Annotated in this window: 25 protein-coding genes and 1 pseudogene; 14 read left to right on the top strand and 12 right to left on the bottom strand. The window is 61.0% G+C overall.

Annotated elements, in window-relative coordinates; all coding sequences use genetic code 11:
* The first annotated feature begins 4 nt into the window (after positions 1 to 4).
* Entirely contained in the window at positions 5 to 1,111 is a 1,107-nt protein-coding gene (locus HZC36_00810; GenBank protein ID MBI5705510.1) for a Zn-dependent alcohol dehydrogenase, read from the top strand.
* A 113-nt stretch (positions 1,112 to 1,224) separates the two neighbouring features.
* Positions 1,225 to 3,843 (top strand): SUMF1/EgtB/PvdO family nonheme iron enzyme, encoded by a 2,619-nt coding sequence (locus HZC36_00805; GenBank protein ID MBI5705509.1) that lies wholly within the window; start codon positions 1,225 to 1,227, stop codon positions 3,841 to 3,843.
* An 81-nt stretch (positions 3,844 to 3,924) separates the two neighbouring features.
* On the opposite strand, the gene HZC36_00800 is transcribed toward HZC36_00805, so the two are convergent.
* The 3 genes from HZC36_00800 to hisI all read right to left on the bottom strand — a co-directional run bounded on the left by HZC36_00800 (position 3,925) and on the right by hisI (position 7,228).
* Entirely contained in the window at positions 3,925 to 5,592 is a 1,668-nt protein-coding gene (locus HZC36_00800; GenBank protein ID MBI5705508.1) for a cation:proton antiporter, read from the bottom strand.
* Positions 5,593 to 5,601: 9 nt separating this feature from the next.
* Complete coding sequence (locus HZC36_00795; GenBank protein MBI5705507.1) at positions 5,602 to 6,708, bottom strand: beta-lactamase family protein; 1,107 nt, start codon at positions 6,706 to 6,708, stop codon at positions 5,602 to 5,604.
* Positions 6,709 to 6,856: 148 nt separating this feature from the next.
* Positions 6,857 to 7,228: a phosphoribosyl-AMP cyclohydrolase gene (hisI, locus tag HZC36_00790; GenBank protein ID MBI5705506.1), complete on the bottom strand. Its 372-nt coding sequence runs from the start codon at positions 7,226 to 7,228 to the stop codon at positions 6,857 to 6,859.
* A gap of 31 nt (positions 7,229 to 7,259) precedes the next feature.
* Between hisI and HZC36_00785 the strand changes: the two genes are divergently transcribed.
* Entirely contained in the window at positions 7,260 to 8,099 is an 840-nt protein-coding gene (locus HZC36_00785) for a hypothetical protein (GenBank protein ID MBI5705505.1), read from the top strand.
* Between the two features lie 369 nt (positions 8,100 to 8,468).
* Here the strand turns inward: HZC36_00785 and HZC36_00780 are convergent, their stop codons facing one another.
* From HZC36_00780 to HZC36_00760, 5 genes are all read right to left on the bottom strand, one after another.
* Positions 8,469 to 9,278: an ABC transporter permease gene (locus HZC36_00780; GenBank protein ID MBI5705504.1), complete on the bottom strand. Its 810-nt coding sequence runs from the start codon at positions 9,276 to 9,278 to the stop codon at positions 8,469 to 8,471.
* Entirely contained in the window at positions 9,275 to 10,225 is a 951-nt protein-coding gene (locus HZC36_00775) for an ABC transporter permease (GenBank protein ID MBI5705503.1), read from the bottom strand. The genes HZC36_00780 and HZC36_00775 overlap by 4 nt, the downstream gene beginning before the upstream one ends.
* Before the next feature lie 94 nt (positions 10,226 to 10,319).
* Positions 10,320 to 10,589 carry a response regulator transcription factor gene (locus HZC36_00770; protein ID MBI5705502.1) on the bottom strand — a complete coding sequence of 90 codons (270 nt, stop codon included), beginning with the start codon at positions 10,587 to 10,589 and terminating at the stop codon, positions 10,320 to 10,322.
* A gap of 285 nt (positions 10,590 to 10,874) precedes the next feature.
* On the bottom strand, positions 10,875 to 12,029 hold the full coding sequence (gene galK / locus HZC36_00765) for a galactokinase (protein ID MBI5705501.1): 1,155 nt from the start codon (positions 12,027 to 12,029) through the stop codon (positions 10,875 to 10,877).
* A complete protein-coding gene (locus tag HZC36_00760) occupies positions 12,026 to 12,358 on the bottom strand; it encodes a hypothetical protein (protein MBI5705500.1) in 333 nt (110 codons plus the stop codon). Before HZC36_00760 ends, galK begins: the two co-directional genes overlap by 4 nt.
* Positions 12,359 to 12,661: 303 nt before the next feature.
* Here HZC36_00760 and HZC36_00755 point away from each other — a divergent pair, with 303 nt between their 5' ends.
* The gene (locus tag HZC36_00755; protein ID MBI5705499.1) at positions 12,662 to 14,062 is read left to right on the top strand and encodes a Sapep family Mn(2+)-dependent dipeptidase; all 1,401 of its coding nucleotides are present in this window, start codon (positions 12,662 to 12,664) and stop codon (positions 14,060 to 14,062) included.
* 79 nt (positions 14,063 to 14,141) lie between these two features.
* On the top strand, positions 14,142 to 14,675 hold the full coding sequence (locus HZC36_00750; GenBank protein ID MBI5705498.1) for a glutathione peroxidase: 534 nt from the start codon (positions 14,142 to 14,144) through the stop codon (positions 14,673 to 14,675).
* 3 nt (positions 14,676 to 14,678) lie between these two features.
* Here HZC36_00750 and HZC36_00745 read toward each other — a convergent pair.
* Together HZC36_00745 and recG are read right to left on the bottom strand one after the other, a co-directional pair.
* Positions 14,679 to 14,982 (bottom strand): annotated as a pseudogene (locus tag HZC36_00745) (sulfurtransferase).
* 3 nt (positions 14,983 to 14,985) lie between these two features.
* Positions 14,986 to 17,085 (bottom strand): ATP-dependent DNA helicase RecG, encoded by a 2,100-nt coding sequence (gene recG / locus HZC36_00740; protein MBI5705497.1) that lies wholly within the window; start codon positions 17,083 to 17,085, stop codon positions 14,986 to 14,988.
* A gap of 206 nt (positions 17,086 to 17,291) precedes the next feature.
* On the opposite strand from recG, the gene HZC36_00735 reads away from it, so the two are divergent.
* The 9 genes from HZC36_00735 to atpG all read left to right on the top strand — a co-directional run bounded on the left by HZC36_00735 (position 17,292) and on the right by atpG (position 23,666).
* Positions 17,292 to 17,738 (top strand): hypothetical protein, encoded by a 447-nt coding sequence (locus HZC36_00735; GenBank protein ID MBI5705496.1) that lies wholly within the window; start codon positions 17,292 to 17,294, stop codon positions 17,736 to 17,738.
* Between the two features lie 95 nt (positions 17,739 to 17,833).
* Positions 17,834 to 18,211 (top strand): hypothetical protein, encoded by a 378-nt coding sequence (locus tag HZC36_00730; GenBank protein MBI5705495.1) that lies wholly within the window; start codon positions 17,834 to 17,836, stop codon positions 18,209 to 18,211.
* Positions 18,212 to 18,313: 102 nt separating this feature from the next.
* Positions 18,314 to 19,096 carry a F0F1 ATP synthase subunit A gene (locus tag HZC36_00725; protein ID MBI5705494.1) on the top strand — a complete coding sequence of 261 codons (783 nt, stop codon included), beginning with the start codon at positions 18,314 to 18,316 and terminating at the stop codon, positions 19,094 to 19,096.
* A 45-nt stretch (positions 19,097 to 19,141) separates the two neighbouring features.
* Positions 19,142 to 19,342 (top strand): ATP synthase F0 subunit C, encoded by a 201-nt coding sequence (gene atpE, locus HZC36_00720; protein MBI5705493.1) that lies wholly within the window; start codon positions 19,142 to 19,144, stop codon positions 19,340 to 19,342.
* Positions 19,343 to 19,410: 68 nt separating this feature from the next.
* A complete protein-coding gene (gene atpF, locus HZC36_00715; protein MBI5705492.1) occupies positions 19,411 to 20,004 on the top strand; it encodes a F0F1 ATP synthase subunit B in 594 nt (197 codons plus the stop codon).
* A gap of 1 nt (position 20,005) precedes the next feature.
* Positions 20,006 to 20,560: an ATP synthase F1 subunit delta gene (atpH, locus tag HZC36_00710; GenBank protein MBI5705491.1), complete on the top strand. Its 555-nt coding sequence runs from the start codon at positions 20,006 to 20,008 to the stop codon at positions 20,558 to 20,560.
* 55 nt (positions 20,561 to 20,615) lie between these two features.
* Complete coding sequence (locus HZC36_00705; protein ID MBI5705490.1) at positions 20,616 to 21,116, top strand: four helix bundle protein; 501 nt, start codon at positions 20,616 to 20,618, stop codon at positions 21,114 to 21,116.
* An 11-nt stretch (positions 21,117 to 21,127) separates the two neighbouring features.
* Positions 21,128 to 22,696: a F0F1 ATP synthase subunit alpha gene (locus HZC36_00700; GenBank protein MBI5705489.1), complete on the top strand. Its 1,569-nt coding sequence runs from the start codon at positions 21,128 to 21,130 to the stop codon at positions 22,694 to 22,696.
* A gap of 46 nt (positions 22,697 to 22,742) precedes the next feature.
* Positions 22,743 to 23,666 (top strand): ATP synthase F1 subunit gamma, encoded by a 924-nt coding sequence (gene atpG, locus HZC36_00695; GenBank protein MBI5705488.1) that lies wholly within the window; start codon positions 22,743 to 22,745, stop codon positions 23,664 to 23,666.
* A gap of 31 nt (positions 23,667 to 23,697) precedes the next feature.
* On the opposite strand, the gene HZC36_00690 is transcribed toward atpG, so the two are convergent.
* Positions 23,698 to 24,504, bottom strand: coding sequence for a class I SAM-dependent methyltransferase (locus HZC36_00690; GenBank protein MBI5705487.1), 807 nt, complete (start codon positions 24,502 to 24,504; stop codon positions 23,698 to 23,700).
* Between the two features lie 6 nt (positions 24,505 to 24,510).
* Positions 24,511 to 25,248 (bottom strand): hypothetical protein, encoded by a 738-nt coding sequence (locus tag HZC36_00685; protein ID MBI5705486.1) that lies wholly within the window; start codon positions 25,246 to 25,248, stop codon positions 24,511 to 24,513.
* Positions 25,249 to 25,259: the final 11 nt, after the last annotated feature.

Below are 25,259 nucleotides of genomic sequence, written 5' to 3'. Positions count from 1 at the left end.
CCCCATGCGCATTCAAGCCGCCGTGCTCGAAGGGCCGGGACAGCCGTTCCGAGTTCAAGAGGTCGAGCTTCAGGAGCCCCAGGCCGGCGAGGTGCTCGTACAGGTCAAGGCCGTCGGTGTGTGCCACTCGGACTGGCACCTGGTGAGCGGCGCGACCCGGCACCCGTTCCCTTGCGTCGCAGGTCATGAGGGATCGGGCGTGGTGGCGGCGACCGGCGCAGGCGTCACCAAGCTCAAGGTCGGCGACCCCGTGGCGCTGAACTGGGCCCCTTCGTGCGGCGCATGCTTCTACTGTAAGGCCGGACGTCCGGCGCTCTGCGCGGCGTACATCGGACCGATTTGGGCCGGGACGATGCTCGACGGAACAACGCGCCTGAGCCGCGACGGCCAGCCGCTCTATCACTATTGCGGCCTGGCATGTCACGCCGAGTACACCGTCGTTCCGGAGGTCTCTTGTGTGCTCATGCCCCGGGAGCTTCCGTTCGAACTGTCGGCGCTGATCGGTTGCGCGGTCGCTACGGGGGTTGGTGCGGTGCTGAATACGGCGAAGGTCACGCCCGGTTCAAGCGTGGCGGTGTTTGGATGTGGTGGCGTGGGATTGAGCGCGATCATGGGCGCCAAGGTCGCCGGCGCCGGGAAGATCATGGCGATTGATCGGGAGGAAGCAAAGCAGGTATTTGCTCTGGCAGCGGGGGCGACGGAGTTCATCTTGGCGAAGAGCGACGTGCGAAGCGCGATCAAAGAACTCACCGAGGACCGAGGTGTCGATTGCGCCATCGAGTGCGTAGGCGCTCGCTCCGTCCAGGAGCTTGCCTTCGACTGCCTTCGACCCGGCGGGACGCTCGTCATCGCGGGGCTTTCGCCGATGGGTGAAGACACCAACTTCCCCGCCGCACGCCTCGTCCGCGAGGAAAAGACCGTGATGGGAAGCTATTACGGCACCTGCGACGCGGCTCGTGACTTTCCCGACTACGCCGCAAAGGCCCTCGCCGGCGCCCTGCCGCTAGCGAAAATGGTCTCACGGCGATACCCTCTGGCCCAGATCAACGAAGCCTATGCCGACATGCTGTCGGGCAAGGTCGCGAGGGGAATCCTGATTCTTGGCGAATAGCCCCGTACCAAGGGGCTCCTCTTGCCCGCTGTTCGCCCATGCCAGTGCGGTCTCTCAGCTCGGAATTTTGGAGGCAGGAGGTCAACGGCAGACTCTGATCGAATCAAGAGACCATGACGAGCCTCCTGCTGCTCGCAGTCTTGGCCATGCCTCAAGCCCAGCTCAAGATCGCCGTATTCTCGCCCAACGTCTGGCGGCCCGATCCGCCCGCAGCGTCATGGCGCTACCGCACCGAAAGCCAGTTCGAGAGCAACGGCCTCATCATCCGCGCCCCAAAGCCGGACGCGGATTTGGCCAAATGGCGGAAGGCTCTGGAGACCTTTCGGAAAGACGTGCGAGCCGGCAATCCGGAATGCGTGGTTCTGCGCTTCGACGGCCGGTGGTCTTGGGTGAGGCTTCGTTTCGAACTGGCCAAGGCGCTGGCGATCCAGCCGGGCGAACCGGTTACCGTCACCTGCCAGGCGCGATGCACCGAAGGCAACGGCCAGTTTGGGCTCGCGTTCGAGGTCCGTGACATGAACGGACAGTGGCGGGCTTGGTCAGGCGAAGTCCCTTCGAACACGAACTTGAAGGCGGGCGGCCCATGGCAGCAAGTGACCTTCACTGCCAAGCCGCCGGACTTCGATCCGAAGACGCAATACGCCGAACCCATTGTCGGCAAGGACGCCGTGCTCTCGAAGGACAAGGGCACGATCGAGGTCAAAGACCTGACGATTTCGCTGTCGTCGAACGCCGCTCGGCAGAAGGTAGCCAAGGGGCTCAAGAAACCACTCGATCTGAGCCTCTACGATCGAAAGGAGCTCCAGTGGGCGAGCCGCGCATTCACCAGCGCGTTCTTGTTTCTCTACGATGCGACGGCCTATCAGCCGCAGAACGATCGGTTGGATATGGACCCGTTCCTCAAGCGCATGTGGATCCGCTATGGCGGCGCAGACGTCGTGCTCCTCTGGCAGGCCTACCCGCGCATCGGCGTGGACGAGCGCAACCAGTTCGACTTCTTTCGAGACTTGCCCGGTGGGCTCGCCGGCCTAAAGGCAGCAGTGGACCAAATCCACAAGTCGGGCGCCAAGGCGATGATCCCCTATAACCCTTGGGACACCGGAACCCGGCGGGAAGGCGTCTCGGACGCCGTGGCCTTGGCTCAACTTGTGAAAGCGATCGGCGCGGACGGCGTGTTCCTGGACACCATGAACGAGCCTCAGGCGGGTCTGCGCGAAGAGCTGGATAGGCTGAACCTGGGGCAGTCTCTTGAACCGGAAGGCACGCTGCCGGACTTCGGCGAGCTCGCCGTCTGCGACTCTTCCTGGGGCCAATGGCTGCCTTATTACGACACTCCAGGCATCCTGGTCCACAAGTGGATCGAGCCAAGGCACATGCAGCACCAGATCCGGCGATGGAACACCGATCATGCGAGAGAGATCGATGAGGCGTTTTTCAACGCCAGCGGCATGTTGGTTTGGGAGAACATCTTCGGGACCTGGAATCCGTGGGGCGATGGAGACGCCGCCAAATGGTCTGTTGACTCCCGCTTGTTGTCCTACTTGACGCCTCTGATCGAGCGAAGCCGTTGGGTCCCATATGCCCAATCCACGCCCGAGGACGCTTATGCCAACCTGTTTTCGGCCAAGGACGCCGCCGTGGCACTCATCGCTGTGCCGAGAGGATTTGGGAAGGTGGGCGTGAAGATGGAAGGACAGCGATTTGGGCACGACGTCGGCCGTTCGGAGCTTGGGCCGGCACAGAACGGACGGTTCTACGCACCGATCGATCGAAATGGCGCCATCGGCGGGGCGAACACAGACGACGCCTATGCGTTCTTCAACGGCATCCAGGGCCACTTCCAAGGCGACACCTTCAAGACACCTCCCAATGTCACCGTAGACCCCGGCGACCACCTCCCAATCAACCCTTCTCCGACTCTCCGTCTCTCTCGCTCTGATAGGCCTCCCGGCATGGTCTTCATCCCGGGCGGCACCGCCCGGATGAAGATCACCCACCAACGACGCGAGTGCGGGTGCTACCCGGACCCTCCGGACCTGCACCTCGGACCCAAGACCCTGGACCCATCCTATTGGACCTGGGGCGACCCGTGGTGGCAGGAGATCACCCACGACTACGCCGAGCACGTTGGGTCCTTCTTCATTGACGAGGCGCTGGTCACGAATGGAGACTTCGAGGCGTTTTTGAAGGCCTCGGGTTATGTCCCGAAGGTGAAAGACAACTTCCTGAAACACTGGGGGGCGGTGGGCACAAGGGATTGCCCCTCCGCGCTCCGCGACCTGCCGGTCGTCTACGTCGACCTCGACGATGCCCGGGCCTATGCCAAATGGGCGGGCAAGCGGTTGCCGACCGAAGCCGAATGGCAGTTCGCAGCGCAAGGGACCGACGGCCGCAAGTGGCCCTGGGGCGACAAGGACGATCCTGCTCGGCGCAACGCCGACTCGAGCGGCCCTTCCAAGGTTCATGCCTACCCGAACGGCCGTGGCCCCAATGGGCTCTACGACACCGTCGGCAACGTGTATCAGTGGACCGAATCCGAACGCCTGGGCGGCAACACGCGCTACTGCATCCTCCGCGGCGGATCGTGGTTTCAAGCCAAAGGCAGCGGCTGGTACGTGCTGGGAGGCGCCCATCCGCTGGACCACCACACCAAGTTTCTGCTGCTCGGTCCGGCGCTAAACCGCTGCTCGACGATCGGGTTTCGGTGCGTCAAAGATGCGAGAAATGAGTGAGGATGAGTAAGGCTGAACGAGGGTGCAAATGGTAGAAGCAAGGAACCCGTAGGGCAGACTCTCCGTCTCACCGTCTCTCCCTCACGACCCTTCGTTCTCCCACCTGAGGCCCAAATGGTGGGCCATTTCTTCGCCAAGAAGCCGCCCAGTTTCCGACTCTTCGTCCACCACGATGTCCGCGCCGGCCAGGTCGATTTCTTCGTGAAACAGATGGTAGCGCGCGCGGGCCACGACGGGAAGATCAGGCGCCAGCCGCTTGGCCTGAGAGGCCACAAGCGAGACCGTTCGGTGCTCGGAAAGAGCGATGATGAGCCCTTTGGCTTGCTCCAAGCCGGCGTGTTCCAGGTTTTCGGTTTGCGACCCATCGGCGAGCAGCGCCTTGATCCCCGCATCCCTGGCCAGGTGAACCAGGCGGCGGTTCGTCTCCAGCACCAGCACCTCGCCGCCAGCCCGGATCAGGCTCCTGCAGGCTTCCCTGCCCGCTTGGCCATAGCCGACCACCACCACGTGCCCGCTCGGCTTTTCTTTCGGCTCCCAGACCTGCAGGCCCCCTTGCTTTCGCTTCAAGAGTGGGATCGCGAGGACTGCCGCCAGGCTGGAACTCCTCGCCACGAGAAAAGGGCAGGCCAGAAGCGAGATGACCGCCGTCGATGTGGCCAACTGTCCGCTTCGCTCTGAAAGCAGCCCCAGAGTCAGCGCCAGTTGAAGCAGAACGAACGACAACTCCCCGACCTGCGCCAAGCAGAGTCCTGAAGCGGCCGCGGAGATAGGCGGAAGACGGAGCGCGTGAAGCGCGCCGGCCGCCATGAAGGTCTTTCCTACGATCAGCACCGCCGAGAACAAGACCACCAGCCCCAAGTTGCCCCAGACCCAGTGCAGGTTCGCGAGCATGCCGATAGAAGCGAAAAACATGGTGGCAAAGAGTGCCTTGAGCGGGGCGACGTCGGCGAGGAGTTGAGACGCGAAGCCGGTCTCCGCCAAGAGGATGCCCGCTACAAACGCGCCAAGAGCGGGCGAAATCCCAATCGTTTCGGCCGCCCATGCCGCGCCAATGCACGTGGTCACTGCAAGCAGGATCGGGAGTTCGCGGTTTCGCGCCATCGCGCGCGAAGAAAGAAGTCGCGGCAATAGCAGCACGGCAATCAGAACAAAAGCGCTGATGCCCGCGAGAACGCCGGCCAGACTTGTTCCGACATCTTGCCAATCCGCGGCGCCTTGCACGCGCACAGGCGAGATCAACGTGAAGAGGAGGACGAGCGGGATCAACGCGATGTCCTGAACCAGGAGGACACCAAAGCAGGCCTTGCCGTGGGGCGCGTCGAGTTCTCCGGTCTCTTTGAGGCCCCTCAAGACCAGCATCGTGCTGCTGAGCGAAGCGATCGCGCCAAGCGCCACCGCCTCGCGCCACGGCAACCGGCAGACCAAGGCGATGGCAGCAAACAAGGTGGCTGTGAGAAAGATCTGAAGGGATCCGCCGCCAATGCCGATACGCCCCAGTTTTCGCAGCTCACGGCCCGAGAACTCGAGGCCGATCGAGAACAGAACCAGGCTGACACCCAGTTCGGAAAGGCTGTGAACGGTGGCGACGTCCTTCACCAAGCCCGCACAGCTCGGTCCTAAAATCACGCCGGCGAGGATGTAGCCGAGCACCGCGCCCTGGCGAAAGCGCTCCATGAGCGCACCGAGCAGGAAAGCGGCAGCGAGGATCGCCACAAGGTCCAGCATCAGGCCCCATCCCTGCCCCTCCATATCGGGAGTTTACTGGGTCAGGAGCCGGTACGCGTTGTCATGGAATGCTCGACGAACCGCCAACATGGCTTCGGCATGGTCGTCGTTCGGGTGCACACGGTTCGTAAGAAGCACCGCGAAAATAGCAGCCTCGGGGTCAATCCAGATGGACGTACCGGTGTAGCCCGTGTGGCCGAAAGTGTGCGGGCCAAAGAGCGATCCCGCGCTCGACCCCTCGGAGGCCTTGATGTCCCATCCCAGCGGACGTTTGCCCGGGGCATCGGGAGCGGTGAAACGACGGACCGTTTCTTGCCTGAAGACCTTGCCTGAGCCGTGCCATGCCCGCAGCATTTCCTGAGCGAAGCCCGACACGTCCGCGATCGTGCCAAAAAGCCCCGCATTGCCAGAAACGCCACCCTGGAGGAAGGCGAGGGGATCGTGGACCTCGCCTTGGACGAAGACCGCATCAGCGGCATATGGCTTGCCCTGTTTCTCGCGAACCCGTCTCCGCCATGGTTCGATGGCGATCGTCGGCGCGCAGCGGGCGTGATCCTCTTCCGAGGGCAAGAAGTGCGGCCGGATAGCGATCGTGTCATAGAGCTTTTTTCGAACAAACATCTTCACATCGCCATTGACGACTTCGTGTAGAACGGCATCCAGATAGATTGCGTTCAAGCAGGAATAGACGGTCTCTTCCCCCGGATCGCTAGGCAGGGGCTTGTGCAGCAGTCCGAGCAGTTTGGCCGCCGCTTCCCCGGGCGTCGGCGCATCGTCTTCTATCCGAAGATAGGCCGGCAGCCCCGAGTCGTGGCGCAGCAAGTGGCGCACCGTGATCGCCTCCATGCCCGCTCCGGTGAACTCGGGCCAGATGTCTATGGCGTGGGCATCCAGGTCCAGCCGGCCCTCCTGATGGAGCAGCATGGCGGCGGCCGTCACGTAGAGAGGTTTGGTTAGGGAAGCAAGATCGAAGAGGGTTTCTGAAGCGGCTCGTGGGGCCGCGGCAGCATAGGTGTGCGCTCCGGCGAATCCGAATTCAAGGTCGCCAGGAACGCCGATCGCGTAGGCGGCGCAGGGAAATACCCGCTCGGCAATAGCGCTCTCTAGCAGGGGACTTAGGTTCTCAAAGGACGTCGCCACGGCTTCAGTTTGGCTCTATTCGGCTGTTTGATCGCGAGCTGAAGCTCGCCGACCCCAAAAAGGCGGGCTGAAGCCCGCCCCCATCCGCAGCCCTAGCACCCGATGCCCCAATGCCTCAACGCCCTAATGCCCTAATGCCCTAACGTCATCAGTCTTCCACGCGCTCAGCGTTCACCGTGAGGCCATCCGACGTCAGATCCCTAAAGAAGCAGGACCTATAGTTCTCGTGGCATGCCGCCCCAGCCTGGTCGACCCAGATCAGTAGCGTGTCCAGATCGCAATCGATCGCGATGCGCTTGACTGCCTGGGTGTGGCCGCTCGTTTCACCTTTCACCCAGAACTTCTGCCGCGAGCGGCTCCAATAAGTGCACTTGCCAGTCGCTATCGTCTGCTCCAATGATTCGCGATTCATCCACGCGACCATCAACACTTGACCGTTTTCGTGATCCTGAATCACTGCCGGGATCAATCCGTTTGAATCGTACTTGAGGCTATCGAGGAGGCGATCGAGTTGGCTCATGCGAAGGGCCGATTGTACCGCTAAGAGAACGATGAGGAGCTTGCGGTACGATCCCGCGATGCGCCTTGCCATCGTATCTTGCGACCCCTTGCCCGAGCCGGATGTCGACGAAGAGATGACGGTCGCGGCGCTGTCTCGGGCCGGATTCGAGGTGCAGGTCGTGCCCTGGCAATCTGACGTCAACTGGTCTCAGTTCGACATGGCTCTCCTTCGCTCTTGCTGGGACTACCCGTGGAATGAAACGGCTTTTCGCCATTGGCTTGACGCCGTTGAGGGCCAAACCAGGATTTGGAACCCGCCAAGCGTCGTTCGATGGAATCTTAACAAGCGATACTTGCACGACCTGGAAGCCAAAGGCGTCCCGACGGTCACGACCTGGATTGGTCGGGACCTGGCGGAGGTGCCGTGGAATCGGTACGTCGTCAAGCCGACGGTCTCTTGCGGGTCGTATCTGACGAGGGTGTTTTCACAGGACGAGCGAGAGGACGCGGAGCGGTTTGTCGATCAGCTCAGCAGGACCCATGAGCCGATGTTCCAGCCCTTTCTCGGATCCGTTGAGACGGAAGGTGAGTGTTCCGTGGTGTGGATCGACGGGGCGATCACCCATGCGATCCGTAAGAAACCTCGGTTCAGCGGCGACGAGGAATCGGTCTCCAGTGCGATCAAGCCGACTCAGGAGGAGGCCGAATTGGCGCTTCGCGCGATCCAGGCAGCGCCGGGTCCGCTCCTCTACGCGCGGGCCGATTTGATGAGAGATAACGAAGATAAGTTGTGCGTTTCGGAATTGGAGTTGATCGAGCCGAGCCTGTTCTTCCTACAGGAACCGAGGGCGCTACAGAGATTCGTCACGGGTATTGAGCGGATGGCCTGACGCGCGATCGAAGTGATGGATGGGCCGCCCTTTGCTGAGCTTGCTCGATGAGATGCACCCTTCCAGGGCTACGCCCAATACCCAGCCGATGCGCGATGCGATAACCGGGAAACCTAGCCCTTCGCTCCTCGCTCTTCTTCCTTCGTTTCGCCTTGCGCCCGATTGGGGATAGAGAAGATGGTTGGGATACCCATCGTTCCAGGCCTAGGGCCTTCGCTTTCACCTTACGGCCCCTTGGGCCTATGCTGAGACCGTCGCCCCTGGCCCGACGCACCGTTCCCATCGCCCATCGCGTATTGCGATCGGTTCGCTCTTCGCACCTCGCTCTTCGCCTATGTGAGTTAGGCGAGCAGACCCACAACCGTGCAGCTACTTCGACCTCGGGTCAAGCCATTCGCGCAAGCCGTCGCCGACGAAGTTCAACGCATAGATGGTGGCGCTGAGCGCCAGGCAGGGCCAGATGAGCAGCTCGGGGTGCGACTCGATGTTCGCCCGCCCCCGCATGATTAGGCTGCCCCAACTGGGCTCAGGCGCCTGCACACCGATGCCAAGGAAGCTCAATGTGCTTTCGGCAAGGATCGTGCCGGCCAGGTCGACCATGCTCACTGCGAGCAGGATGCCCCACATCTGTGGAAGGACGTGTTTGACGGTGATATAGAAGGTGTTGGCTCCCAGAGCACGCGCTGCCACCACAAATTCGCGGTCCTTCAGTGAGGCCGTTTGGGTCATGACCAAGCGGGCGGTTCCCGGCCAGTGGGTGATGGCGAGCGCAGCAATCACTGGCGTCACCCCCATGCCGAAGATCGCGATGAGAAGCACGGCGAGCAGCAAATCGGGAAAGGCGAACATGCCATCGGTGAAGCGCATGAGCGGAACGCGGATCCACTTCGGCGCGAAGACGCCCGCTGTGCCCACCGCGATCCCCACAATCAGAGCAATCGCCTGAACAGCCAAGCCGATGAACAGGGAAATCCGGGCTCCATAGGCCACGCGCGCGAAGGTGTCGCGGCCCAACTCGTCGGTGCCCAGCCAATACTGGAGGCTCGGACCTGAGAACTTGGGGCCAACCTCCTTGGTATAGGCAGGACCCACCATCGGATAGATGACCGCCACCAAGATCAGCAGCACGAGGAACGCGCCGCCGACAATCATCCCCCACCGAGCGCCGGTTCGCTTCATACCTGGCTCTCCCTAATGCGCGGATCGAGGATCGGCAGCACCATGTCCACGAGCGTGTTGATCGTGATGAACATCAGGCCGGTTATCAGGATGCAGGCTTGCACCACGGGCATGTTGCCCTTTTGAATGGCCTCGATGGCCTCACGCCCAATGCCCGGTAACGTGAAGAACGTCTCGACGACGAACGAGCCTGTGAGCAAGAAGCCGAAGCTGGTACCGATCGCCGTGACGACCGGCAGGATGGCGTTGCGCAGCGCGTGTCGGAAGATGAGGCGGTTTGTGGGCACACCCTTGGCGATGGCCAGTTTGATGAATTCCTGCTTGAGCGTCTCCACCATGCTGGCACGGGTGAGACGGGTCAGCATGGCCGTGGGCCTGGCGGAAAGCACCACCACGGGCAACAAGAGGTACATCCACTCGGGGCCCGCAAGGGGGGTCGTCCAGTTCTGGGGCAGCCGGTCGAGCTTGAGCGCGAAGACATAGATGAGGATCGGCGCCAACACAAAGTTGGGCAGCGTCACCCCCAGAGTGCTTACGCTCAAAACGGTGCGGTCAAGGAAACGGTTCTCCCAGACTGCGGCCAACGTGCCGAAGAAGATGCCGAGGATCGCGGCGAGCAGGATCGCGCTCGTGGCTATCTTGAGGGTGGTGGGGAGGTTGCGCTTGACGATGTCGGTGACCGGCTCTTTGGTCCCGTAATAACTTTCCCCAAAATCAAACCTTGCCGCCTTGCCCAGCCACTCGCCATAGCGGATCATCATCGGCCGATCGAGGCCCATTTGATGCCGGAGCAAGGTGAGTTGTGCTTTGGTGGCCTTTTCGCCGGCCCGGACGGTCGCGGCGTCTCCAGGGGCGACCTCATCCGCCAGAAAGGTGATGAAGCTGATAAAGATCAGGCTGACGAGGCCATAGACAAACCTGAGCAGTACGGCCCTCGCGATCCTCACGGGGCACAGAATACCGCTTCAGGCCGGGCCCAATAAACAGAAGCCCGGGAGGAAACCCTCCCGGGCAAAACCGTACCTTATGTGAAACGACCGCTTAGTCCCGCATCGCGCCGAAAACCGGCTCGAACGGAATCAGACCGAGACGCGTCGCCGCGCGGAAGGCCTGGACACGATTGTTCACTTGAAGTTTATCGTAGATGTTTGCGAGATGAAAATCGACAGTTCGCTTCGAAACGAACAGAACGTCAGCCGCTTCCTTGCTGCTGTGTCCTTGTGCAATCAAGCTCAGTACTTCGATTTCTCGCTTTGTAAGACGAACGCCGCGCTTGGCCACGTCCGATCTCGATGCGCTAGGCATTGCCATGAACCCACCCCTCACTTTGGTTTGGATAACCGCCTACATGGTTCATTCCACAAGCGCCTATCAATTTGAGATGCTTGGCCCTCTTTTTTTCGCCACTCGGTACTTCTGACAGGCAACCTAACGTCATGTCTCTGATGTACCTCAAATCTGGAGGCATGCAAGCTTCCCCTGCCAGAAACAGTGGCCTACCTAAAGGAGTTCCCTCAGAGGAGTCTGCGTACCCGTTCAACACTCAGAAGAAAAGGGAGCCCCGCATGTTCCCAAATCATCGCTTCTTCGGGTTCGCTAGGAAATGGATTCCACGATGTGCGCCCCCTCACTTGGGCTACAGAGCAGAAAACTCCCTTTCCGGCCGGTTCTTTGAGCGTACCCGACCTTCGTCGAATCAAGGAAATTCGCTGCCTCTTTCGAGCGTGTGAGGGCCACACAAGCCCCCCCGAAGCCGGCCCCGGTCATGCGGGCGCCAACGCATCCGGGCGACGCCAGCGCCGCCTCGACCATCGCGTTCAGTTCGGGACTGCTGACCTCATAATCGTCTCTGAGGCTGGCGTGGCTTCCCGCCATGAGGTCGCCAAGCGCGCTGAAGTCGCCCCCTTCGAGCGCGGCCACAAAGTCAAGGCACCGCTGATTCTCGGTGATGACGTGCCGAGCGCGGCGAAAGACGGTCGCTGGAAGGTCGTTCTTCTTGGCTTCAAGAGCCGACTCGGTGGCGTCACGCAGGGACGGAACGCCCAGGGCCGCGGCCGCCGCTTCGCATTGCGACCGGCGCTCGTTGTAGGCGGAAGCGCTCAGGGCTCGCGGCGTGCAAGTGTCGAGAAGCGCGATGCTCAGCCCTTTCGGCAATGGAACGTGCCGGATCTCGAACGAGCGCGTGTCGAGCAGCATCGCGCAGCCCGCCTTGGCACAGGAAGACGCCGTCATGTCCATGATCCCGCAATTCACGCCGACGAACTCGATCTCGCACCGCTGGGCGATCTGCGCCAGCCGGAATGGATCGAGCTCGAACCCCTCGATGGCGGCATACACGCGCCCAAAGGCCACCTCGATGGCCGCGCTGCTACTCACGCCGCTGGCCACGGGCAAGTCTCCATGGACCACAGCGCAGAGGTTGGGCATGGCCCTCTTGAACTCCCGATGGATGGCCCAGGCCATGCCGGCCGGGTAGACGGTCCAGCTCTTGGGTTCTTTGTTGATGGGGTAGCTGGTGTCGAATGGCGCACCCTTGCCGACCTCAAGAGAGGTCATTTCACTCACCGAACCGTTCGACCGCGACGCCGCAACGGCGATGCCGCGATCGATCGCCACGGGAAACACGTAGCCGTCGTTGTAGTCCGTGTGCTCGCCGATCAGGTTGATGCGCCCTGGTGCAAAGGCCACGACTTCAGGTTCATCGCGGAACTGCTCGATGTAGGCTTTGCGTGCGGCCCGGGCAACCTTCATGGTTTCATGTTGGCACTTGGAGTGCTGGGAACGCCGCGAAGCATGGCCGTCCTTCTCAGTCTGAGTCGTCCCATGCGCCCTGCACCGGGAGGAACGGCCCTTGCCAGTCCCACTTTGAACCTCTGCTTGCGGGTTACCAGATACCCGGTGACGTTACTGGGGCCATGCTTGAGCCTGAGTGGAATACCAGAGATAGCGCCGAGCAGGTTCAAATAAACCGCCCGAACCTGCCGGCGCTTTCTTTCTTCCTTTTCGACGGCCGCTCGGGCCTGCTGCCGAATGGCGTCTAGCGACGACAGTCTGCGCTCAGCATGGGCTGTCGCTTTCACCCTTTCTCCCTCTCTCCCTTTCTCCCTGTCTCCCTTTCTCCCTCTCTCCCTTTCTCCCTCTCTCCGTTCGTCATGCGGCTTTGGGATGGAAGACGGAGAGTCTGCACCACGGGTTACCTATGGGGTCTCTTGATCACGGCAAAGCGAGCAGTGCCCAAAGCGGCGCAAGGTCGCCGCACACCAAAGGCGGCCCCATATTCCCTCATCTCATCATCCCATCTTCCCCTAATCTCATCACCCTCATGCATGCTCATTCACCCTCACACACCCTCACGCATCGCCTCCCGTGGGTACCCTTTCGGAATGCCTTCACCCGACGTTTTGCGCGCACAAGACTGGCTGCGCGCCCACGAAGCTGAACTCCTTTCCGACACGATTGAGATGCTGCGCATCAATTCGATCGAGTCCACCCCTGAGCCCAACGCCCCCTTCGGCGCGGGCAATCGAAAAGCGCTCGATCTGGCGCTCTCGATGGCGGCGAGAGACGGTTTCAGGGTGAAGGACATCGACGGCTACGCCGGGTATGCCGAATTTGGCGAGGGCGAGCGGCTGATCGTCTCGCTCGGGCATCTCGACGTCGTGCCCGTCGGCGACGGCTGGAAACACGAACCGTTCGGCGCGGAAATCGATGGCGGCTATATCTACGCCCGGGGCTCCACCGACGACAAAGGCCCCACGATGGCCTCCTACTACGCCGCGAGGGCTCTCAAAGAGACCTGCCCCAACCTGGGCGGCCGAATCCGCATCGTTTTCGGCTGCAATGAGGAATCGGGCATGAAGTGCGTGGAGAAGTATTACGAGGTCGAGGGAGCACCGACGCTCGGCGTCGCGCCAGACTCCGGCTGGCCCCTTTATCACGGAGAAAAGGGCATCGCCAACCTCCACGTCGAGCTGGATTCTCCTAAATCGGACTTCCAGATCGTATCGGTCTCTGGCGGCCAACGGCCAAACATTGTCATCGACGCCTGCTCGGCTTCCGTCCACGTGGCGGGCTCGGTTCGATCTGAGGTCGAGGACAAGTTGGCGTCGGCTTGGGACAAAAACGTTCAGTGGACCTGGAGCGGTGGCCGCTTGGAGGTTCACGCGCTCGGCAAAGCCGCCCACGGCGCGTTTCCCTTCGGGGGCGACTCGGCCGCTACGCGCCTCTTCCGATTCCTGAGGGAGCTCTCGCCGCTCAGCACCCAGGCTTTCTACGATGAACTCATGGAGAGCGCCCACATTTCGGGCGTCGGCCTTGGCATCCACGGACGCGATGAAGAGAGCCAGGACCTGACATGCAACCTCGGCATCGTCTCGTCGCGCGAGGGCGTAATCGAACTGCTCTTCAACATCCGTTACCCAGTGACATGGACCGGCGAACAGCTCAAAGGCAAGTGTGTGGGCCACCTGGCCTCGCTCAAAAGCGGTTGGAAGCTCGCGTCGATGGACGACAGTCCCTCGCTGTACTTCCCGCTGGACCACCCGCTGGTCAAGACCATCTGCGAGGTTCACAAGGAAGAGACGGGCGAGGACAAGGAACCCGGAACCATGGGTGGCGGAACCTACGCGCGCAAGCTGCCGAACACCGTGAGCATCGGTACAGGATGGGAGGGCGACGGCAACGCGCACGAGACCGACGAGAGGCTCAGCATCGAAAGCCTGCACAAAATGAGCAGGATTTATGCGCACATTCTTTACAGGCTCGTCAAGTTAGAGCCAAACTAAGACTGGATTCGGTCTTTGCCGAGGAATCGAGATGAAAACTCAAATGATCCTGTCCCTGCTCGCCGTGCCCGTGTTCGCCATGTCGTTCAGCCTCTTCTTTGGGAGGAAGGCCGCGCCCCTCGATCCCAAAGCGGCCGGCTCCCTTTACGACTTCAAAATGAAGGACATCGACGGCAAGGAGATGCCGCTCGCCAAGTTCAAGGGCAAGGTGGTGCTGGTGGTCAATGTGGCCAGCAAGTGCGGCCTCACTCCCCAATATGAGGGCCTTCAGAAGCTCTACACCACGTATAAGGACAGAGGCCTCGTGGTCCTCGGCTTCCCGGCGAACCAGTTCGGTGGCCAAGAGCCAGGCACCGACACCGAGATCAAGGAGTTCTGCACCGGCAAGTACAACGTCACCTTCCCGATGTTCTCGAAGATCGTGGTCAAGGGCGAGGGGATCCACCCGCTCTACACCTGGCTGCTGCAGTCCACCGAGAACAAGGGCGACATCGAGTGGAACTTCGCCAAGTTCCTGGTCGGAAAGGACGGCAAGGTGCTGAAGCGCTTCGCTCCCCGCGTGACTCCGGACGACAAGGATTTCGTTGCCTCGATCGAAGCGGCGTTGAAGTAACCTTCAATACTTCTGCACGTTAGGGTCCACATCGCGGGACCAGCCGTTCATGCCCGTGGACAGGTTCCGGACAGACGTGAAGCCGTTCTCTATCAAGTAACGGACTACCGAAGAGCTTCGGTGGCCGGACCGGCACACGACGCAGTTGCCGCATGGGGATGTGCAGGGCTCCCTCCAGATGGCTGATCGCCAGTTCCTCTGTCTCACGGACGTCAAGCAGGGTGGGCGGGTTGTTCCCGTCAAGCTCTGATTTCAGCTCCAGGGGCGAGATCTGGGGGAGGGTTGATCCAACAAAGGGCAGTTTCATGGCTCAGGATGTGATGACGGCGGCGCGTTCGGGTTGGAGTCGCAGCATGCCTTCGCGAAGCGCTGCGTGATCCGGTTGTGAGAGTCCGGGATCGTTCTCAAGGATTCGCATCGCCGCCTGACGAGCCTCCTCAAGCACCCTGCCGTCCTTTAAGAGGTCGGCCACTTTTAGGCCCAGACTGCCCGCTTGCTTGGTTCCAAGAAGCTCACCGGGACCCCTGAGTTTCAGGTCCTCTTCTGCGATCCTGAAGCCGTCGGTGGTCTCCGACATAATGCTCAGCCTGGCCTGGGCGTCTTCGGTCCGGCCGTCGCCTAGCAGAACACAGAAGCTCTGCGCCGAGCCTCTACCCACCCTTCCACGAAGCTGGTGAAGCTGGCTAAGGCCGAAGCGGTTGGCGTCTTCGACGACCATCACGCTCGCATTCGGCACGTCGACCCCCACCTCGATAACAGTAGTGCTCACCAAGACCTGGACCTCGCCCGCCCGAAACCGTGCCATCACGTCGTCCTTCTCCTTGGGTTTCATTTGGCCGTGCAGCAACCCTACCGCAAAATCTGGATAGGTTTCATGCGTAAGCCTGTAATGTAAATCTTCGGCGGCTTGGGCGAGCATCTTTTCGCTATCGGCCACCAAAGGGCACACAATGTACGCCTGCCGGCCACCCTCGATGAGTTTTCGCACTCCCTCATAGACCGAATCGCGCTCCGAGCGCACCTTCCAGTGCGTCTTGATCGGCTTTCGCCCCGGCGGCAGTTCGTCGATGACGCTCACATCGAGGTCGCCGTAAAGGGTCATGGTCAGGGTTCTGGGGATGGGCGTGGCCGTCATCACCAGCACGTCAGGGTTGCCGTACCCCTTTTCCTTGAGGGCCGCCCGCTGCAGAACGCCAAAGCGATGCTGCTCATCGATCACGACGAAACCCAGCTTGTGGAAACGGACGCCTTCTTGAATCAGGGCATGGGTGCCGATCACGATGCCGGCCTTGCCCGTTTCGGTGTGCGCCAGGGCCTTTCTTCGCTCCGTGGAGGTTTGCCTGCCCACCAAGAGCGCCACCTCGATCCCCAGCGGCGCAAAGAGGCTCTCCAGATTCATCCGGTGCTGCTCGGCGAGGATCTCGGTTGGCGCCATGAGGGCCGCCTGATAGCCGCACCGGACCGCGGCAAGCATCGCCGCTGCCGCCACGGCGGTCTTGCCCGACCCGACGTCGCCTTGCAGCAATCGGTTCATCGGGAATGGCGCCTCCAGATCGGAGAAGATCTCGCCGATGACCCGCTTTTGCGCCCCGGTTAGCTCAAACGGAAGCATCCTGTGAATCTCGTCCCAAAGCCCCTCCATCTTCGAGATCGGGAACGGCTCGCCAGATTCGCGGTGGGTCTCGTTCCGCTTCATGCCGAGCGCAAGTTGCAGCCACAGGAACTCCTCGAAGACCATCCTGCGCCGTGCCGCGTCTACGTCCTCAAGGCTCTCGGGCCGGTGGACACGCTGGATGGCAAGTTCGAGGGACATGAGGCCGTGGGTCCGCTGGATGGCTGCAGGAAGCGATTCTTCCAGGAGCTCCGCGTGGGTCTGCAGGGCAGACACGGCAGCCTTTCGGACCACCCATTGCGGGAGGCCCTCGCTAAGCGGGTACACGGGCATGATCCGCTGAAACCCCTCGGCCTCATCCTCAGGATCGACCTTTTCGTACTCGGGGCTGTTGATGTCGTAGGTCCAGCCGGATTCCTTGACCTGGCCAAAAGCGATGATCTCGCCTTTGAACCCCTCGAGCGCCTTCTTCACCCAGGGCTGGTTGAACCAAGTGAGCCCGACCGTGCCGGTGCCATCGCTGATGACGGCGCGCAGAATCACCATCCCGCCGCGCACCTGCTTGGTCTCCAGTCCGAGGAGCTTTCCGCGCACGGTCACCACGTCGCCGGAGCGCAGGCTCTGCATCTTGGGGAGCTTGGTCCTGTCCTCATAGCGCCTGGGGAGGTGGAACAGAATGTCGCGAACGGTCTTGATGCCGACCTTTGCGAGCAGGCCTGCGTTCCTGGGTCCGACGCCCTTCAGATACTGAATCTCGTCGTCCAGTGTGCGTTTATGAGGTCCGGGGGCGGAGGACATGGTGCGAGCGGTGAGAATGGTGAGAATGGTGAGAGTGGTGAGATTGGTGAGATTGGGCCCGGACAATGCTCACAATTCTCACCATTCCTACAACTCTCACTTAACTTGCGCGTTTCCGCGGTACCTTATCCAGTATGCCAGACGAGCCTCTACCTGGAAAAGGGGAGCCCCCCCGTGGCGCAGACTCTCCAGTCTGCGAGGACGCCGTGGATGACGAAGTCGAACAGCGCCTGCAGAAGGCCGTCGATCGCATTGAGAAGGAGCTCGACGTCACCTTTGGCACGAGGCTCGGTGAGATGGAGGAGGCCGCGGAACGGACCCGGAACGCCCCGGATTTGGGGATTGACCCCGATTTGGAGCGTCGGTTGAGCCGAATCGAGAGCCAGGCCAAGGACGCCCGCGCGCGCAACGAAAACGTGGGCTCAATCCCAAAGCGCCGGTCAGCGAAGGATGCAGAGGACTATCGCGGGCTTGGCGTTGGGCTCTCCATCGCGTACACTATCATCGGATTTCCCGTTTTGTTCGCCGTCGTCGGGCTGTTCGTGGATCGGGCGAATGGCACCTCGCAGTGGGCAGGAATCGGCGCCATCGCGGGTGCGGCTTTGGGGATGGGCATGGCCCTGTTCATGCTCAAGAGAAATGAGGAGAGGTAGGACAATCTTGGGAAAGCCGCCGCTTCGGGTTGGAGGAGGCCCCTTTTGAGGCCACCAGCCCGGAACGGGCGGAGGCATCAAAAGGGCTTCCGGCAATGAAGAGAACAGGAAAGCTCTGGGTGTTCTTGGCCGCCGCTGGACTTGCCGCTCTGATCGCCAGCTATGTATACGGCCAGAGCAAGGCCGTGGAGGGCATGGCGCTCGGGCTCGCTTCGGCAGCCTTCGGCGTCTTCGCCCTCAAGATGGTCATCGGGCTGCTCGGCGACGCTGTGGGAAGGGGCGCCACGTCCCCCTTCGGCGCGACCGTTTCGATCCTCGCCTTCTTCGCCAAGATCCCCCTCTACATTGTCGTGTGGAGGGTTTCCCAAAAGATCGGCGACCCCGCCCCGGGGTGTTTTTTGACGGGGGTCATCTTGGTATACTCGTTGCTCGTCGCGTGGGCATCAACCCGCAAAGACGGGGGTTATGCGTAGACCTTCGAAGCGTAGGCAAAAGACCTGCGTTCTCCGGAAACGGATATCCCTCGGCAAGCGGCTCGCGACCAACCAGGGATGATGGACGTCAGGACGATCAATATGTTGCCCCTTGCCTCTGCCGGAGGCGAGCATGAAGGGCCCGGCTATTTCGGGCTCGTTTTTTATGTTGGGCTAGTCCTCCTCATCATCGCCTTCTTGGTTGGCCGCACACGAGCGGGGCTGAATAAAAAGGTCTTCAAGAACCCCATCACCCAGGCCGCCGAGCAGATGTATCTATTCGTCGAAGCGATGGTGTTGAACATCATCGGCCCGCACGGAAGGAAGTACATCCCGCTTATCGGCACGCTCTGGATGGTCATCTTCATCTCGAACGGTGTCGCGCTGTTCTTTGCGAGCGCCCCTTCGGCCGACCTGAGCTTCAACCTGGCGATGGCGCTCATCGCGATCGCTTATGTTCAGCATGAGGGCATCAAGGGCCACGCCGACCATCTGATCGCCCATGGCGAGGGCAAGGCTGCAGCCTGGTTCAAGGGCTTCTTCCTGCACATGCGGCACTTCGCAGGGCCCAAGCTTCCGATTGCGATGGCGATCATTATCACGCCTTTGCTTTTCGTCGTCGAACTGATTTCGGAGTTGATGAAGAACGTTTCGCTCTCACTCCGACTTTTCGGCAACATCCACGGAGGCCACACAGCGGTCGAGGCGCTCAACACGGCATATGGCCCGATGCTCCACCTTCCCGTCGGTGGCTTCCTGATTCTCGTCAAGCTGCTGACTGTCGTCGTCCAAGCCCTGGTGTTTACGCTTCTGACCTGCGTTTACATCTCCTTGGTCACGCACCACGAGGAAGAGCACGGAAAGGAAGCAGCGCACGCCCATTAACCACGATTTTAGTTACCGCGATACAAGGAGGACAACCACACTACCATGATGATGATCGGACTTGGCCTGGCCGTACTCGGCGCGGGCATTGGCTTCGGCCTTATCGGCTACAGCGCGATGTCGGGCATGGCCCGCCAGCCTGAAGCGCTCGGCAAACTGCAGACCGTCATGCTGATCGCGTTTGCGTTCGTCGAGCTTACGTTCCTTTTGACCCTGTTCGTCGCCCCCGGCTCGTTCAACAAGTAAGTTGGCTCTATAGGCCGGCTGCTTGGCGCCGCCAAGAAGAACTGGATCCACTCGATACTCTTGCGCCCATGAAAACGCTCTTCATAGTCATCGTTGGTCTTGCGCTCGCCTTTGCGGGTTGGTACGTTTCCACGGAAGTGCACCTCGCCTTCCAGGAATCGCTCGCCTCGCAGGGCATCCCGCTGGACCTTGGCAAGACCGTTTCGATGATCGGAATGTTCTTGATCCTCTTCCCAGTCTTGAACATGTTCTATTTCAAGCCGCTGGGAGACGCCATCCACGGCCGCACCACGGAACTCGAGCGAACCTTCGCCGAGGCCACCGAAATGCGCGCGGAAATGGCTCAGCTCAAGAGCGACTATGAGAAGCGCATCGTGCAGACCGAAGCCGAGGCCAGGGAGAGTATCCAGGCCACGATTCGGGAAGCGCAATCGCTTCGAGATCAGCTTCGCTCGGATGCCGTCAAGCAGGCGGAAGAGCTGAAGAAGACGGCCATCGCTGAAATCGAGCAGGAGAAACAGAAGATCATGGGCGACCTACGGCTGCATGTGGTCAACCTGACGCTCCAGGCAACCGAGCGATTGGTCGGCGAGAGCATGGACGACGCGAAGAGCAGAAGGCTCGTCGAAGAGTTCATCGACAAGGTGGAGGCGACGGCTTAACATGGCCGACACGCGAGTGGCGCGGCGCTACGCGCAGGCCCTTTTCGACGTCGCGGAACGCGGCGGCGAGACGGCTCGCGTGGAAGAGGACCTCAACCTGGTTGCCGACCTGATGGAGCAGGACGCGAAGTTCAAGGACTTCATGATCAGCCCGAACGTCCCAAGGGACCGCAGGCTGCGCATCATGGAGACCGTGTTTGGCCCGAAGCTCTCCAAGATCACGATGTCGGCCCTGCGCCTGCTGGTCACCAAGCGGCGTGAAGACCTGACCCCCGATGTACGCAACCGGTTCGTTGAGATCCGGCGCGAACAGGGGAAGGTGCTCTTCGCGCAGGTGTCTTCAGCGACCGAGCTGAAGGACGCCGACCGCAAGAAAATCGTCGACAAGCTCGAAAAGACCTCCGGCAAGAAGGTTGAGGCGACGTTCCGCGTCGATCCCGGCCTCATCGCCGGCGTTCGCGTGGCCTATGGCAACTACGTTCTAGACGGCTCCGTCAAAGGCGGGCTAAGGCGCATGAAGGATCAGCTCAGGTATGAGCTGTTGAAGCAAGCGTAGGGACTGTGAGAATGGTGAGAGTTGTGAGAATGGTGAGAATTGCAGGAGGTGGCCAGTGAACGATGTGCCACAACTGCGCGTCGAGCCGCAAGGCTTCAAGAAGCTTGAAGTCTGGCAACTCGGCCGCCAACTGGCTTCCTTGGTCTATGACTTAAGCGCACTCTTTCCGAAGTCTGAGGACTATGGCTTAAAGCAACAAGTACGTAGAGCTGCCATTTCCGTTCCGAGCAACATTGCTGAAGGCTGGGGACACGAAAGCGCCGGCATGTTCGTGAAAGCACTCAAGGTCGCACGCGGTTCCCTTTACGAGCTCGATACCCAGCTCATCCTGGCGCAGGACTTCGGCTATCTGACGGAACTGCAGATGGCCGCAGCAAGGGATACCCTCCATTTGTTGGGACGCAAACTCTACAACTTGATCGAACGCGTGGAAGGAAACGTGGTGAGGGAGCTTCGAGCGAGCTACGCAGGTCTGGATCCGGAGCAACTCTCACCATTCTCACCAGTCTTTCCATTTTCACAGAACGACTTTCTCGAAGGGGATCAACCCCACTAATCAATACCACCATGGCAATACGACCCGAAGAAATCACGTCGATCCTGACCCAAGAGCTTGAGAAATTCGAGCGAAAGGTCGAGACCGAATACGTTGGCACCGTCCTCCAGGTTGGAGACGGCATTGCCCGCGTCTATGGCCTGCCCGATGCGCAGATGGGAGAGCTCCTCGAGTTCCCCGGCGGCGTCATGGGCCTCGCGCTGAACCTCGAAGAGGATTCGATCGGCGCGGTGCTTATCGGCCCGGATTCGGAGATCAAGGAAGGCGACCCGGTCAAGGAAACCGGCCGCATCATCGAGCTTCCGGTCGGCAAGGGGCTCCTCGGGCGCGTCGTGAACTCGCTGGGCCAGCCTATCGATGGAAAGGGCCCGATCCAAGCGAGCGAAACCCGCCGGCTTGAGGTCATCGCCCCAGGCGTCGTGCAACGCCAGCCCGTTGTTGAGCCGCTTCAGACCGGCATCAAGGCTATCGATGCGATGATCCCGATCGGCCGCGGCCAGCGTGAGCTCATCATCGGCGACCGCCAAACCGGCAAAACCGCCATCACGATCGACACGATCATCAACCAGAAGTCGACGCACGAGCCCGGCGGAAGTCCTGTGTACTGCATCTACGTCGCCATCGGCCAGAAGATGTCCTCCGTGGCCCGCGTTGTGGCGACCCTGGAAGAGTACGGCGCCATGGAATACACGACCATCGTGGCGTCAGGCGCTTCAGACCCGAACGCCATGCAGTACCTGGCGCCGTTCGCCGGCGCAGCCATCGGCGAGTTTTATCGGGACAACGGCCAACATGCCCTTGTGGTCTACGATGACCTTTCCAAGCACGCCCAAGCCTATCGCGCGGTCTCGCTTCTCCTACGGAGACCCCCCGGACGCGAAGCCTATCCTGGCGACGTCTTCTACCTGCACAGCCGCCTTCTGGAGCGTGCGGCGAAGGTCAACGACGAGCTTGGAGGCGGTTCTTTGACGGCGCTGCCGATCATCGAAACCCAACAGGGAGACGTTTCAGCCTATATCCCGACGAACGTCATCTCGATCACGGACGGCCAGATCTATCTGGAGCCGGACCTGTTCTTCGCCGGTGTCCGGCCCGCAATCAACGTGGGCATCTCGGTCAGCCGCGTGGGTGGCAACGCCCAGATCAAGGCGATGAAGCAGGTTGCCGGAAAGCTGAAGCTCGAGATGGCAAACTTCCGCGAAGTGCAGGCGTTCAGCCAGTTCGCCAGCGACCTCGACAAAGCCACCCAGATGCAGCTCATCCGAGGCCAGCGACTCACCGAACTGCTCAAGCAGGACCTGCACGTCAGCTACGATGTCACCGATGAGATCATCGCGATCTATGGCGGAACCGGCGGCTATCTGGATGACGTGACCAACCAGCAGGTCGCCGCGTTCGAGAAGGGCGCCGTCGCTTACATCCACGAGAAGTATCCGGACGTGGTCGAATCCATCCGAGCCACCAAGGCCGTGGCCCCCGAAATCGAGGAAGCCATGAAGAAGGCCTACACCGAGTACGCCGCGATCTTCAAGGAGTCCCAGACCTCAGGCAAGCCCCTGAGGGAGGCCGTAACCGCGTAGCAACGACGTATATGTCCTATAAGACTTATATGACCTATACCTAACAATGGCAACTCTTAAGCAAATCCGGGGCCGCATCAAAGCGGCGAAGAACATCCAGCAGATCACGCGCGCGATGAAGCTGGTGGCCGCGGCTCGCCTCAAAAAGGCAACCGAAAGGGCTCTGGCGGCCCGCCCCTACAGTGAGAAGCTGCGTGAGGTCGTGGGTTCGCTCGGATCTGGCGGAGAGCTGCCTTCACACCCTCTGCTAGAGAAGAAGACTGGAGACAACTACGGCCTGATTCTGATCACGGCCGAGCGCGGTCTGTGCGGTTCTTACAATACGAACCTGAACAGAACAGCTGCCAACTTCATTCGCGACACTGAGGGCGCCTGCAAGATCATCGCAGTGGGAAAGAAGGGCTCGCAGTTCTTCGGGAAGCGCGGCTACACCGTCACGCACACGCACAACCCGCCCAGCGCCGGCGCTGGCTACGACGATGCGGTTGAGATCGCGCGTATTTCGCAAGCGATGTTCGAGTCCGGGGAGATTGCCAAACTCTACATCTGCTACAGCAAGTTCTATTCACCCATCCGCCAGGTGCCGCAAGTGGTGCAACTGCTCCCCATCGAGCCGCCGGCGGAGGGTTCGCAAGTTTCCAGGTCTTCAGGTACTCATGCTCCGGGACCTGACAACCAGAGCACCCGGTCACCTGAACACCAATCTCCAATCAACTACGAGTTCGAGCCCGACGCGAAGAGCCTGGTACAGACGCTTCTGCCCCGATACTTCCTCGCTCTGGTGCTCCAAGCCATGCTCGAAGCCACAGCCAGCGAGTTCGGCTCGCGAATGACGGCGATGACCTCGGCCACCGACAACGCGGGAAAGATGATCCAGAGTCTTACGCTCAAGGCCAACCGCGAGCGCCAAGCCGCGATCACCAAGGAAATCCTCGAAGTCGTCGGCGGCGCCGAAGCGCTGAAGTCGTAGATCGCTTTACGGTCGAGCAGGTTTTGACTCGCTAGGGCACACGCCTCGCCGACCCCATCACAACCTGGATTCGGCGCTCGGCGAGGTTTCGCATCAGGTTCGACATCATCTGAGGGGCCAGATCCCCAAAAAGCAAAGACAAGCCAAGGGGCCTCGGGGGCGAGGCCCGTTGCTTCTCAAGGAGCTGGACAAGCCACTGCAAAGAGAACGCCGTACGATCCTCGTAAGCAGTTCGGAGAAGCCCGGCCTTCTCGATCTCCGACGCCCAATCTTGGTAGGGCGACACCGTGCTGGAGCGCCCATCTTGAGACCAAGGCACGGGATAGGCCACCGGACCCCCGTGACCCCGAAAGACCTCATGGTAGGCGAGCGTCCCACCTGGCCGAAGGACCCTCCGGATCTCCCTCAGGAGGGCTCCTTTGTCCCTTATGTTCATGTTAACATGTTGCATCCAGACCCCATCAAACGACTGACGGTCGAACGGCAAGTGGGTCCCGTCGCCCCTCAACACCTTAACCCGGTCACCTAAACCGCTACGAGCGCAAAGCTCCGCGCAAGCCATAGCATACGACCCTGTGAAGTCTATGGCAACGACGGAAGCACCGTGCTCTGCCAACAGCCGCGCAGGGCCTCCGAGCCCACAGCCGACGTCCAGCACGCGCATCCCGGGCTCGACCCCAGAACGCTCTATAAGCTCCAACGCCTCCGGTTTACCGCCGATGTGGAGTTGGTCCACCGGTGCGAGGTCGCTCGCCCGAAACGAAAGCGGGTCCTTCCCTTCCTGCCTCAGGGCCTCGACGATCGCAGGGAGTAGCGCGGGCCTTTCATAGTGCTCCACAACGTCTCACTTCAGAGCAGACTTTTGCACCGCCGGCAGCTCGTGCCCTTCGCCCCTGCCTTTGGTGGGCTTAAGCGACATGCCCTTCAAGAAGTCTCTGAAGAACGGGAGCGTTTCGCGCGCGTATCGCTCGTTTTCGTCGCCGCCGGCCAGTGAAGCGCCGATGGTCGTGTTCCCGCGCACGGCATAGGCGGTGTAGACCACCTTGCCCTTCCGCGACCGTTCGATCACCGAAAACTTGAGATCCCCCGACTGCTGATCCTCGAGCCGCTTCCCCGTCCAATCGGGCTGGTTGGCTCTCGTCGTCTCAAGATAGAAGTTGGCGAGGCCGTCGGCGTCCATGTCGGGGCTCGTGTTCACCTCGTTCTCGACGTGGTACTGAAAGCCGCTGATGGTGACGTGCCTCTCGGGGTGGCGATAGAGAAAGAGGGTCAGGGGGGAGCGCTGCTCTACCGGCTTCCATCCGGCCGGAGCATGCCAATAGACGTCATAGACGCTCGCATCCATGAACATAAACGGGAATTCGCTTTTGATCCACACCATCGCTCCGGCAAGCGCCGCAATCGCGACAAGCCCGTAGGCCCAGAGGCGCCTTCTGGAAACGGGCCGTTTTGCCGGAACCTGAACGACCGCAACTCCAGCTAGCGGCTCAGCCCCCGGCTCGAACTCGACTCCGTGGTCTTCGAGCACCTGAATCTGCCCACTCGCCGGGCCGTCCCGATCATCCGCCTCTCTCTCCGACATCCTTTTATCTT

It is taken from the genome of Armatimonadota bacterium, from assembly GCA_016223145.1.
Classification (GTDB): domain Bacteria; phylum Armatimonadota; class Fimbriimonadia; order Fimbriimonadales; family Fimbriimonadaceae; genus Nitrosymbiomonas.
Note: the sequence above shows the minus strand (reverse complement) of the source record. Positions and strands in the feature narration are given on the sequence as shown.